Origin of the sequence: Streptomyces sp. SID1328 (genome assembly GCF_009865595.1) — a bacterium.
GTDB classification, from domain to species: Bacteria; Actinomycetota; Actinomycetes; order Streptomycetales; family Streptomycetaceae; genus Streptomyces; species Streptomyces griseoluteus.
This window is the reverse complement of the sequence record NZ_WWKH01000728.1, coordinates 18,514-31,386: the sequence shown is the minus strand read 5'-3', so window position 1 is coordinate 31,386 and position 12,873 is coordinate 18,514. Positions and strand designations below refer to the sequence as shown.

The 12,873-nt window shown below is 69.9% G+C and carries 6 protein-coding genes; 1 reads left to right on the top strand and 5 read right to left on the bottom strand.

Annotated features, from left to right (window positions below; translation table 11 throughout):
* Window positions 1–113: 113 nt before the first annotated feature.
* Window positions 114–416, bottom strand: a complete 303-nt coding sequence (locus GT030_RS23360) for a hypothetical protein (RefSeq protein WP_161202769.1) — start codon at window positions 414–416, stop codon at window positions 114–116.
* 185 nt (window positions 417–601) lie between these two features.
* Between GT030_RS23360 and GT030_RS23355 the strand changes: the two genes are divergently transcribed.
* A complete protein-coding gene (locus tag GT030_RS23355; RefSeq protein ID WP_161202768.1) occupies window positions 602–1,045 on the top strand; it encodes a DUF2267 domain-containing protein in 444 nt (147 codons plus the stop codon).
* A 36-nt stretch (window positions 1,046–1,081) separates the two neighbouring features.
* Here GT030_RS23355 and GT030_RS23350 read toward each other — a convergent pair whose 3' ends face one another.
* The 4 genes from GT030_RS23350 to GT030_RS23335 are packed head-to-tail and all read right to left on the bottom strand — an operon-like array spanning window position 1,082 to window position 12,859.
* Window positions 1,082–2,944 (bottom strand): DUF1998 domain-containing protein, encoded by a 1,863-nt coding sequence (locus tag GT030_RS23350; RefSeq protein ID WP_161202767.1) that lies wholly within the window; start codon window positions 2,942–2,944, stop codon window positions 1,082–1,084.
* Window positions 2,941–6,201, bottom strand: a complete 3,261-nt coding sequence (locus GT030_RS23345; protein WP_161202766.1) for a helicase-related protein — start codon at window positions 6,199–6,201, stop codon at window positions 2,941–2,943. Before GT030_RS23345 ends, GT030_RS23350 begins: the two co-directional genes overlap by 4 nt.
* Window positions 6,198–8,102, bottom strand: coding sequence for a UvrD-helicase domain-containing protein (locus GT030_RS23340; protein ID WP_161202765.1), 1,905 nt, complete (start codon window positions 8,100–8,102; stop codon window positions 6,198–6,200). Before GT030_RS23340 ends, GT030_RS23345 begins: the two co-directional genes overlap by 4 nt.
* Window positions 8,099–12,859, bottom strand: a complete 4,761-nt coding sequence (locus tag GT030_RS23335) for a DEAD/DEAH box helicase (protein WP_161202764.1) — start codon at window positions 12,857–12,859, stop codon at window positions 8,099–8,101. Before GT030_RS23335 ends, GT030_RS23340 begins: the two co-directional genes overlap by 4 nt.
* Window positions 12,860–12,873 lie beyond the last annotated feature (14 nt).

Below are 12,873 nucleotides of genomic sequence, written 5' to 3'. Positions count from 1 at the left end.
CCTCGGCGGGTTGGCGAGTCCCCAGCGCCAAGGACCACGGCGCCGGTCGGGCGGGGTTCAGCCTCGCCGGCCGGCCCGGTCTCAGCGGGGCGACAGCGCCGGCGGCCTGGTGTTCAGCTCCGGCGGTCCGCGAAGGCCCAGGAGGCGAGGGCGACGGCGCCGGCCACGCCGAGGACGGACGGCCAGGCGCCGACCTTCTTGGCGAGGGGGTGGGAGCCGGCGAAGCCGGCCACGTACGCACCGGTCAGCGCGGCGGCCGTAGGAGCCCCGGCTCGGGCGTTCCACTCGCGGGCGGCAACGGCCCCGGCGGCGGCCAGCACGACCCCGCCGAGCGGCCGCTTCTTGGTCCAACGAGCGACGCCGTACCCACCGACGAGCCCGGTGGCGGCGACCAACGCGCCAGGAACCTTGGCCATGACTTGTCTCCTGTCGTCCCGTATGCCGTGTTCGGCATGCCTGCCGCCGAGGCTAACGCGCGGCACAGAGCACTCACCGACCGGGTCACCCTCCCCCCAAAGTGACCGAAAACCTCCCCCATGCCACCGCGATCACGGGGCATCCGAGCTTCGCTGTCCCGACGTCCGGAAAAGGAGCCCCCACGATGACCGTGACGACCATGCAGCCGAGATCCCCCATGACGACCTCCGACTGGACCAACCTGGTCGAGGCGGTGCGCGAGACGGGCCGGTACCCGACGACGGCGGAGGCCGAACAGGTCACCCGGATCGTGCTGTCCGGCTTCGGCGGCGTGCTGACGGGTGACTCGCGCGCGGCCTTCGCCGAGGCCCTGCCCCCGGAGGCGTGCGAGGCGCTCTCGTCCACCACCCCCGAGAGCATCCAGCCCACGGCACGGGAGTTCGTCGAGTCCATGGCGACCCGCATCGAGGGCGCGACCCCCGCGACGGCCCGGTGGCACGCCAGCTCGGTCCTGAACGTCCTCGCCGAGCGCGCGGGCACGCCGACGACCGCCCGCCTGATCTCCCAACTCCCACCGGGGTACGCCCTGTTGTTCGGGTTGGCGGAGTTGATGGGGACGGCGGCGTAGACCACGGGTCCTCCGGTCCACGCTCGCCGACACCAATCAGGACTCCACGATTCCCGCGAAGAAGCCCAGGCCGGGCTCTTCCGGCGTGCCGACGAGAAGCGCGCGGTCGAGCAGGATGTTGTTGTGCTCGCAGCTCGTCTCCGGGAGCAGCACGCAGGCGTGGCAAGCCGCGAGGTTCGTTCCTGCGGTGCCTGAGGCCTCCGACTCGACACAGAGCGGGTCCGACGAACACCACTCGGCACGGTGGACGGCCGAACGGATCGCTCGATCGAGGCGGTCCGGTTCGCCCTGGGCGACGAGACCGCCGAGGCTGCCGGCAGAGTCACTCGTGGCGGTGTAGACGAGGAGCCCAGCCATGTCGTCGGCGGCGTAGAGGCGTTCACGCAGAGAAGCAGCCGGATAGCCCGCCTCCAGGCTCCACTCGTCGATGAGCACGTGGGCCAGCGTGTGAAGCAACACCATACGAGGCGTGGCGGGGGATGGGGTGACCCGGCTCGGATCGTCCGCGCGTTGCTCCAGCGCTCGCAGATGCGCCGTGCGCATCCTGTCGACCCGGGCTGCCACGGCGGGGGCTTTCTCCCAGGCGTCGAGGCGGTCCTCGTCGAGACGAAGGAAGACGCCCTCGCCGTGGACCTGCATGGCGGGGAGCCAAGTGAGTTCGGAGTCGGAGAGCGGCACTTCGTTGGACTCGATCGGCGCGTCGGGATCGGCGAGTCGGGTGAACGCCTTCAGGGCGCGAACCTCGCGAAGCTTCTTGACGAGCATGGGTCCGGTCACGCCGAGCGGACGAAGTACAGCAGTGTCACCCACCGGGTTCTCGCAGATGAACTGCTCGTCGCGAGAACGCTCACGCTCGTCGTTCCCCGAGCTGAGCCGCTCGTACTCCTTGTTGCGCAGCGCACGGTAACGGCGGTCGAAAGTGGGAGCTGTCTCCCCGGCGGGATCCTCCTCGCGTTCGGCGTCGAGGAGCGCCATCACTTCGTCGATCGGGACCGGGCTCTCGCCCTTGAAGGCGAACTTGAGGCACATCTCCACTTCCGCGCGTGTCGCGAGCTTGCGGAGTTCACCCCAGTGTTCGGCCAGCGGGTCGGCGCGGCCGTCGCTCCACGGAGGGATGGAGAGCGCCGACTTCAGCACCGGCTGCCACACGGCCGAGGAACCGCGTTGGAGAGTGCGCGGGGTCAGGCCGCAGTTCTGCGCGGGGGTGGCCGAGCCCAGCCAGGGGCGGGTGCCGCGACAGCGGAGTCCGAGATCCTTCAGGGCGCTCCTGCGGAAGGAGCCCTCCATTGAGACCTCGGACACCCCGCAGGTGCATGAGACGAGTACCGAGCGGAGCGACGCGGTACGGCCCGAGCTGCGTAGCTTCAGAGTTCCACCGCACTGGCCGGCGGTCGTGGCGCCGCGCTCGGAGGAGCGGTGGACCCACTGCCAGTAGGGGAACTCGTCGAGGTGCCCGGCCTCGCAGGCGATGACGAAACGCGAGGGCACCAGGTCTGCTTCGCATGTGCCGCAGACGCTCCGGCCGGGCGGGGGGTTGAAGTCGCGGTGTCGTCGCAGCTCGTCGCACTCGGGGCAGAAGTGCATGAGGGGGAAGCGGCGTACCCGGAGGCCGTCCCTGCTGGTGTCGTCGGACGCGGGCGGCAGCCGGAAGTACTGGACATCAAGGAGACGGGCGAGGCGACGCTCGTGGATCTCGGGAGCTTCGTCCCTGCTCCAGTGCTCGTCGGCTCCGTCGAGACCGGAGACCACGAAGGACTCGTGATCGACGGCGATCAGCGAACCGACACCGTACGTGGTGATCGCCTGAGCCCGACGGACCGTGCCACGGCGGGGCAGGTTGCGGGCCGGCGCGGCGCTGTTCGTGCCGGTACGGCGGCGACGTGCGGGGGGCGGGGTCATCGGGTTGCCTCCATGAACAGTGCGGACTCGGCGTCGACGTCGCGCAGGCTCCACAGGGTGGACCAGGCCTCGGCATCCTGGGACTCGTCGTCGTACGACTTCAGGAGCGAGGGGAGGCGGCTGCCCCGGCGGGGCTCGAAGAGCAGGCCGCCGTGGGTGTCGGCCTCGTCGCACCACCAGTCGACGAACTCGTCGAAGGCACGGGACACGGCGTCGGTCTCCTCGGGCGTGACGGCTCGGACACGGCTCAGGAGAACGTCCTTGACGTCCTCGCGGAGCACCTCTTCGTAGGAGTCGACCTGACCCGCCGCCTCGTTGGGGCGGGCCTGCGGGACCAGAATGCGGACCAGGGCAACGATCACCGCGTGCAGGCCTCGCTCGCGGGCGCGGGCGGAGAAGGGCGTGACGGAGGTGGACTCGACCTCGCGGTAGAGGGCGGAGTGGAAGTGCAGGAAATTCTCGTAGTGGGATCGGTCCCGTGAGCGGGTCGCGTTGAGCATGACGGCGACCAGGCCCGGGTGCGCGCGGCCGACTCGGCTTGTGGCCTGGATGTATTCGGCGGTGGTCTGCGGTTGACCCATGACGGTCATCAGACCGAGACGGTCCACGTCGACGCCCACCGCGATCATGTTGGTGGCGAGGAGTACGTCGACGGTGTCCTCGTCGGGGAGTTTCTTCTCGATGCCCTTGAGACGGGTGGGGATCTCGCTGGCGTCGACACGGCTCGTCAGCTCCGAGTAGTTGGCGAGGGAGCGCACCGACACCCCCTCGCGCTCGGCAAGAAGCTCCAGATAGGCCACCACATCGTCGTGTACCTGGAGTTCGGCCGCCGACAACAGCCGGAGGCTGTTGAAGTAGCCGACGAGACTCCAGTACGCGTCACGCACCTCGTCTTCCGTCTGTGCCTGCTCGGCCCGGTGCAGCAGGGTGGCGTACGTGCGGATCAAGAGGGTGGACTGACTGGTGCCGGGGGCGAGGAGACCTACGTAGCGACGGCTCGCCTTCTCCTCGCGAGGGGTCTCCACGGCGAACCACGAGTCGCGGGCGTCCAGTCCGGCGGGTGGGAACTGGCGCACCTCGCGGGCGAAGAGATTGCGACCCTGGTCGGCGGCGCGACGGATCGTCGCCGTGGAGGCGATCACCTTCGGGCGGTCGGCGAGCGCGTCCACGGCGGTCTCGTAGAGCCCGGTGAGCGTGCCCAACGGGCCCGAGATCAGGTGGAGTTCGTCCTGGACGATCAGCTCCGGCGGCGGGGTGCCGTCGTTCGGGTCGTCCCGGTTGAAGAGCGCGGCGGTGGCGGGCCGCCAGGGCATCGAGGCGAACTTGTCCACAGTGGCGATCACCAGAGTGGGCCGGGCGTCGTACACCGCGTCGTCGATCAGGTGGACGGGCAGACCGTCGCCGTCGGCGAACTCACAGCCGTCTCCAGGGCAACGGACGAACATGCGCTTGGCGTCCTCGTCCACCTCGTACGCGCGGGCGTCCAGGCGAGTGCCGCACCAGGGGCACGCGTGCAGCTGGACCGGGTTCTCGGTGGCCAGACGCCTCTCGAGATCCCCATGGAGCTCGGCGAGCCTCTGCTGGGCCTCCTCCAGGGTGTTGGGCGTGGCCGAACGGCCGACCCACATGCCGACGGAGAACTTCTCGTCACCCAACTCGGGTGCGCTCCGACGCATGCGCTCCATGGCGCAGAGCAGGATCGCCGCGCGCTCGAACTGCTGGAGCGTGAGCAGGCGCAGGGTGTAACGCATGAGCACGGTGACCCCACCGCCGTCCGCGCCCTTGCGGATGCGACGCAGGAAGGAGGTGAGGGCGATCAGACCGAGGTACGCCTCCGTCTTGCCACCACCCGTGGGGAACCACAGGAGGTCGGACACGTTTCGGTCCGGGTGCTTCGGGTCGTCGATGCCGGCCAGGCACAGCAGCATGAACGCGATCTGGAAGGGGCGCCAGCGGCCGGCGGCCGGGTCGGGGTCGCCGACGCGTCCGCTCTTCACCCAGAGACTACGGGCGCGTTGGTCGGCCATGGCGTGGTTGGCGAGCCGGAAGGCCCGCATCAGATCGGGTTTGGACGCCAGGAGCTCGATGCCTTCGCGGATGCGCCCGAGTGCCTCGCGACAGGCCTCGACCCGCTCGCGGGCCGGCTTCTCGTGTGCGGTGCCCGCCAGGGCGTCGGCCTCGGCCTCCTTGCGGTCGATCCAATACTCGTACCCGGCGGCCAGCGCCTCCAGGGCGGACAGGACCTCGGGGCCGGGGCGTTCGGCCAGACCGAGCATGGACAGGGCGGAGCTGTCGATCTCCGGGTTGGAGTCGGTGAGCAGGACTTCCACGCTGGGTACGAACTCGCTTCGCACCTCGGGGACGCCGGCCAGGACGGTCTCCGTCATGCCGATCGGCGGCGGTGTCCAGTCCCACTCGGCGGAACAGCCGTGCCCGACGGCAAAGGTCGGGGCGTGGCGGTGCAGCAACCGGCTCGTGGCGACCTCCGGGTCATGGGCGGAGGCCGGAGCGGGGCGCTCGACGAACGCGCTGGAGCCGTCGGCCGCGCGGACCGTGAGGCCGCACTGGAACAGGGCGAAGGCGTCCTGGAGTTCACGCTCGCCGACCCGGTGGGTGTTGACCAGTGTGACAGTGACCGTGACGGTGCCGGTGGTCCGGTCGGCGCGTCGCACGTTCACGCGCAGCGCGGCTCCACCACCGAGGTCCCATCTCTGATCGGGATCGGGCACGGTGACGTCGACCGTGGTGTCCGGCAGGGGTAGCTGCTTCCGCCGCCACTGCTCACGCTGCTCGGAGGTGGTGCGAGCCTCGGCCCGACGGGCGGAGATCGGTCGGCCCTCCGCGTCGGTGGGCTCGTAGACGGCGGCACGGGCCGAGATCACGATCGTGTCGCTTATGACCGGGCACACCGCGAAGGTGAGGCCCATCGACGAGGGACGGCGGGCACCCGCCGCGCCGACCTCCTGAGCCGTGCCGGACTCCTCGATGTTGTCGCGGGTGCGCTGGGGGGTGATGTCCACGCCGTCGTGCTCGCGCTCATCGTCACGGAGCTGCTCTTCGGCGGCCGCGTTCGCAGCGCGCGGATAGAGGACCCCGGTCAGATATCGATCGATCGGCGCGTCCTGGGTCAGCACCTCGCCCAGATCCTCGGGCGTGGCGTCCGCCGCGGGGCCGAGCAGCTCCCGGCGGAGGCCTGCCAGGAGTTCCTCGTCCCGGACGCGATAGTGCTCCGCGTATCGGCCTGCCCCGTGCGTCATGCGTGCTGCTCCTCGTCCTTGTCGGCCCGTCGATACCTTCCGATGCCGGTGATCCGGGGGGTGATCCACACGCCCCGGTCACCTACACCGGCGTTCGCGCCGGCCGCGTTGCTGCCGGTCACGGTCTCCAGCGCGTCGACCGTCAGGCCGTGGATCTCCTCCGGCCACCAGGGAACCCACTTGTGACTCACCTTCTGCACCCGGAACAGATCCTCGCGGAACCGCTCCGACGCCTCACCGATGACCCGTCCGTCGTGCACGAGGTCGTACGGGGGGCTCTGTTCCTCGCCCATCGGCAGCTCGTGCCGCCTGCGCAGCACCACCCCATGGCCGGGACGTACCTGTTGCAGCAGATAAGCCTGTGTCGCCGGCGCGTCGCTCTCGTGGCACGGCGGGTTGTCGCGGCAGACGTCGGCCGCCTCGGCGACGATCCCGAACCTGTCGTACGACCGCCACCCGCCCACGAAACGGCGGCCGTTCTTCCTGGCCCCAACTCTCCTGAGCATCGGCAGGTCGGGGGAGCGCACGTGGTAGAGGTCCTGGCGGGCGCGGGTCATGGCCACATACAGGGCTCGCGCCTCGGCGGGCAGGTCCAGCTCCTCCTTGTACTGCTTGCGGAGCTCCGCAATCGTCGGCGGGGTCAGGACGATCACCCGGTCGAACTCCAGGCCCTTGGCGCGGTGCACCGTGGAGACGACTACCCCGGCCGTCTCCGGGTCGGCGGCCTCGTCGGGGAACCTGCCGTCGGCGAGCGACCTGCGCAGGCGCTCCAGGTCGAGCACATTGCGCGCGGCACCCCGTGCGGCCCTACGCAGCACGGTCCACAGGGCCTTCGCGTTCGGCTCGTACGGCAGCGGGATCTCCGCGAGCAGGGAGCTGAAACGGTCCTCCGTGAGACCGGTGGCGTCGGTGCGGCGCAACAGCTCGGCCACCCAGTACGGCACCGGGCGCTCTTCGAGGGGGCGTCGGAGCCGGTGCTCGACGCCTCGCTCGTGGAGCATGCCGGAGACCACCAGGGCCTGCCGGTTGTCGCGGGTGAGGATCGCGCAGGTGTCGGGGAGCGCACGGAGGCCGTCCAGGGTGAGCTGATCGCTGAGGTCGCTCATCCCGTTGGCCGGATCGAGGAGCAGGTCACGCAACTCGTCGTAGAGCGTGGCCGCTTCGTCCGCGTCGGTGGTCCGCTGGAGCCGGGGACCGTGGGCCAGCGCGATCCGGGCCTCGGGCGTGATGGCCCGGAAGTTCCGGGTCAGCTGCAGTTCCACCAGGTCGTCGGGGAAGGAGCAGCGCAGCCAGTCGAAGAACCGGCCGGTCTCGTCCGCGCGCTCGGCGGGGTCCTCGATCTGGAAGCCGTAGACGGACTGCGCGGCGTCGCCGACGACGGTGAAGCCGCAGCTCTCCTGGTAGCGGTCGAGGAGCGTCTCCACCAGTTCGCGGCGGGTGCCCAACAGGTCCTGGACCTCGTCGATCACGACATGGGCGGGAGGGACGGCGTCCCCTCCCTCCAAGGCGCCCTTCTCGATCGCCTCGGCCGCGGCGGTGATCCGCTCGTCGAAGCCGACGGCGTGCCACTCGCGGTCCGGGTACGCCTGGCGGAGGAGGCCGTACGCCCAGGCGTCGAAGGTCTGGGCGCGTACCCGTCGGGCTCGCTCACCGTGCCGGGCTATGCGCTCGCGCAGTTCCCGAGCGGCGGCCCGGGAGAAGGTGAGGACCAGGATCTCCGCGGCCTCCAGCGCTTCGTCCGGGTCCTCGTTCCCGCACAGGGCGTCGAGCCGGCGCACCAAGGTGTGCGTCTTGCCCGCCCCGGCGCCCGCGGTGACCAGCACCCGGGCGTCCCAGGGCTGCTCGACCACGGCCTGTTGCTCGTCGGTGAGCGTGGGGCTGTCGAGGTAGGCGTCGGTCACTTACGGCTCCAGAGGTGCTCGAACTGGGTGAAGGCGAGCTTGGTGTCGAAGTTGGCGATGTTGTCGCTGACGTTGAGGATCAGGCAGGTGTCCTTGCCGCCGTTCCTGGGACCGCGCAGGCCACGACCGATCATCTGCTGGTAGACGTTGGTGCTGTAGACCGGGCGCGCCACCACGACCGCGCGGGTGGCAGGGGCATCGAACCCCTGGGTGAGGACACCGTAGTTGGTTAGCACCCGGATCCGCCCTGCGCGGAAGTCCTCGATCCGCCGGCGCCGGTCCTGGGCGCTGGTGGTGGAGTCCACTGCGGCGGACCGGATCCCGCGGTCGTTCAACATGGCCGCCAGGTACTTGGCGTGGTCCACGGAGGTGGCGAAGAGCAGCGTCGGCCAGTCCTCCGGCAGGGCGGCCACCTCGTCGACGATACGGCGGCTGCGCGCGTGGTCGTCGGCGAGACGCTGCTCGGCGGCGCGGGAGATGACGGCCATCCGTTCGGCCTGTTCCTTCTCCTCCCGGGTCAGTTCGATCCGACCGCCTTCCAGGGTGCGGTGCTCGACCTGCGCGAGCATGCCCCAATCCTGGAGATCGCGGTACGGGTCGCCGGAGGGGAAGACACCCTCGTCGAGGCGCCGGTTGCCGAAACGGCTGACCAGCCGGCGAGTCTCCTCCTCGTTGCTGTTCCGGAACGGCGTGGCGGTCAGACCCAACAGGTGCCTGCTGGTCTCGTACTGGGTCAGCCCCAAATGCCCCAGGACCTGGGTGTATCGCTTGGAGACGGCGGTGTGCGCCTCGTCCACGATCACCAGCGACGCCTGCCGCAGCCATGCGTACGCGTCGGTGTCCAGGCAGCGCTCCAGCTTCGCGTCCGTCGCGACCACCAGGTGCGGATGGTCCACGACGTCACCGACCTCGTTGGTGCTCCACAGTCGGCTGATGGTGAGCGGCCGCTCCGCTCCCACCTTGCTCCAGACGAACTTCCAGCTCTGCACGGCCTGTTCGCACAGCTCCTCCGTCTGCGCGATCCACAGCAGTGGACCCTCCAGGTCGCCCGCCCGCTTGACCCAGCGGATCACCGCCTCCGCAGTGACCCGGGTCTTGCCGGCGCCCGTGGGCAGCGACAGCATCGCGCGCTGGGGCGCGAGCCGGTCGAGCAGGGTCATGATGTTCCGGACCAGGTCTTCCTGATAGCCGTGAAGGCCCGGAAAGTCCCGCGGCCCGTCCACCGTCTCGGAGGCCGGCGGAGTGGGTGTCCGGGAACCGGCGAAGGCGGCGGGCAGTTTCAGGTCCGACACGAAGGCGACGGCGGCCGAGGAACCTCCGTACGCCACCGGCGCGTTCGGGAACCGCGCCTGGATGTCGCGGGCGTGTTGCTGGAGGACCCCGTCACCGTGCGCGTTGAAGGCCATCTGCGCGATCCTGTGCCCGGACGGTTCGGCCCCGCTGGTCTCCTGCAGTTCGGCATCCATCAGGCCCTCGGGGAGCCCCGAACGGAGCGCCTCCGCACCGATCAGCAACTCGATCTTGGTGACCACGTCCTCGGCGTCGCGTACGGCCTTGACCGCCGCCCTGGTCGCGCTGTCCCGAGCCATGCGCTCCTGCTGCTCCAGCACCGCCCGGCAGCCGGTGGCACCCAGCCCGAGCTCCAGCTCGCGGTCGATCAGTCGCAGCATCGCCTCGGGGTCGAGGGGGACGCGCACCTTTACCGTGCTCCCCTGGTGGACCGCGTCCAGAGGGCGCGGCTTGGTTCCGTTCGGCGTGCGGGTGACCTCTTCGAGCTCGGTGCACCGCTGCACCACGCTGTTCCGGTTGCCGCTGTTCAGCCGCTGGCGCAGGGCCGGGTACAGCTCGACCAGGGCAACCGGATCGCCGTCCGGGACCTCGCGGGTCTCCCGGCTGATGACGTCGGCGTAGCGGAGCATGCCCCACTTCTCCACCATCAGATCGGCGTCCGCCGGAGTGGCCACCAACAGGGCCGGAAGCTGCTCCGCGCGCAACACCCGATACTCGGCGGGACCCACCGCGACGGTGATCTCGCTGTCGGGACGGGCGTCCCAGACGTCACCGATCCGGCAACGGGTCAGAGAGTCCTCGGGGAAGTCCGCGCCGAACCGGGTCAGCATCACGTACGTGGCGCCCACGAAGGCGTCGTCCTCGCTCCGGGACACCTCGGCCAGCAGCGTCTCCCAGCGATCGGCCGGCACCTCGTCGACCGTGGTGGGCAGCCGCAGCTTGCGGGCCTTCTCGGGCGAGAGGTCGGAGACCGGCAGCACGTCGCGGTACGCCGCCAGCTGGGGGCCGACCGCTTCCCTCAGCGGCTTGATCCCCTGGGAGGTGGCGACGGTCCCGTACTTCCTGAGCATCCAGCGGATCGGTGAGATCACGGCCTGTCGGGTACTCGACTGCGCGCCGATCTGACGCGTCCAGTTGTCGACCACTGCGTCATCGGGAAGCGCCTTCAGGAACGCCGCGCGCGACTCCTCCGACAGCACTCGGAACAGATGCAGGGGGCCGCCGATCGCGGAGCCCTCCACCTTCATGCGGTTGAGTGCGGGGCGAGGCGCCCGCTCGTCCAGCCCGCGCAGATAGGCGGCGTGAACCGCCTCCCGGTACTCCTCGAACCAGGCGTCGCCCTCCGGCCGCACCGATGACGAGGGTCGCTCGCGCAGGCCGATCTCCGGGAAGATGGAGAGGTCGTCGGAGTGGAACTTGGTGTCCACGGCGATGCTCGGGTCACGCTCGGCGTCGACCACCGCGCCGGGCAACATGCAGTCGCGTACCGGCCGGAACCTGCCGTCCGCCGTGCGCACACGCAGGGTCTCGCGCGGTTCGGGCACGCGCTCCAGCACCTTGTGTGCGAGCCGGCGCCCACCGGCCTGACGGAACAGCTCCCAGAACCGCTCCCACTCGGTGTTGCCGTAGCTCTCGAAACCCTGGTCGAGGACGCTGATGAAACGACCTTCGGCATCGGCCTCCCGGATGCCGAGGACGTTCAGCGCGTGAGCGAGGGACGAGTCCTGCGCGATCTCGCCGGCCACGTACACCAGGGACTCGCGCAGCCCTCCCTCGTCGGCGCGACGGAACACCCGGCCAGGCACGGGGGCGACGAGGCCGTGCTCCTCGGTGAGCACGATCCGGGCGTGCCGGGCTTCCTCGGCGTACGGAGAGCGGACCTCGACCATGTCCGCGAGGATGCGGATGCCCGTGGCGGACGCCTCGGCGGTGCCGCACGCGACGAGCGCCTCCAGCCACTCGCGAACGCTTGCCCGCTCGTGCCCCGCGGCGGCGAGGATGTGTTCGACCTTGCCCGACCGCAGGGCGTCGGCCTCGACGGCGGGGTGCAGCCAGTCCGAGGGGCGACCGGGGCACTCGTGCCACATGCGCAGCCAACCGGCGAGACGCTTCAGATCCTTGTCGAACCGCGGGTGCACACGCAGCTCGGTGGGCACGCGCAGCACCCCCTCCTGATCGGGGAGCGACGGACGGACCGCGCTCCGCGCCCAGATCTCCCGGGTCAGGAACTCGTCCGCCCAGCTGATCGACTCCTTCACACGGCCGGGCAGCAGGGGGAGGTAGGCGGCGGGGTCGTCCGCAGGGGCGAGTCCGGGGAGCGAGTCGATGACGAGCGCTGCGGACACCCTGATCATCTCCTGGTTGAACGGAGAGGAGTCGAGCAGGTTCTGCCGGTCCTCGTTCGTCTTCCAGGCCCCGTTGAGGATGCCGCTCAGGGACATCTCGTACTTGGTCGGGAAGAAGGACCAGAACTTGCCGCGGCCACGGACCCGCGAGTTGACGTACAGGCCGCTTTCCGAGTCCTTCTCCAGGGCGGGAACACCCCAGGAGAGGTCGAGCGAGACCCGGTCGTGGAGTTCGCCGGCGTCCGCCCGAGCGGCCGGACCCGGGGTGTGACTGGTGGTGAACACACGCCAGTTGATCGTGGCGGTGGCTTTCCCGGTCCTCTCCTCGGTCACGGTGTGCAGGTCGCCGGTCTGCTGTGCGGTCAGGACGCGGCGGGCCACGGGGCGGGGACGGCGGTCCTCCAGGACGACCTTCGCGACATGCGGCGAGAAGAGCTGGAAGCCCACCGGGAACTCCTCGCGGGATTCGCCGCTCCCCTTGGCACGGCTGCCGTGCATGTCCCGGCCCAGCCGGTCGTCCGCCTTCGCGAGCAGCGGGAGGCGGACGACGGTGGTCGCCCAGGTCAGCAACTCGTCAAGGACAGGATCGGCGGCACGTTCGGCCTGCGTGTCGAGCGGACGGGCCATGCGTAGCACCGGGGCGTCGAACTCCGGGCCGTAGCGCTCGACCACACCGGGCACAGACCTGATCTGCTCGTACGACCAGGCGCGGTCGAAACCGAAGCTCCCCGTACGGCTGAAGAATTCAGGGGTGTCAGTCACCACGAGGACCGATTTCACGCCGACGCCGAATCGCCCGATCTGGCCGCCGCGCTTCTTCGACATGCTCATCCGGAGAATGGTCTCGGCACCCTCCGGAGTGACCGGATTTCCCTCGTTGGCGCAGTACAGATGCGTCTCGGTGAGTACAGCATGAATCTTTCCGCCCGGCTCGTCGGCGATTTCGTCGGCCGCGTTCTGAACGAGTTCGAATAGCTGACGGTCGCCGTATCCCCCCTGGGTGATACGGCGTTCCCCATTTGCGTGCTCGGCGACAAGGCCGGCGTCCACGGCGTAGGTCTGGAGAACACGGGACGACTGCTGGAGAACGGTTTCGATGACCGGCGAGAACGAAGTCGACACTGCTTCTGCACTCC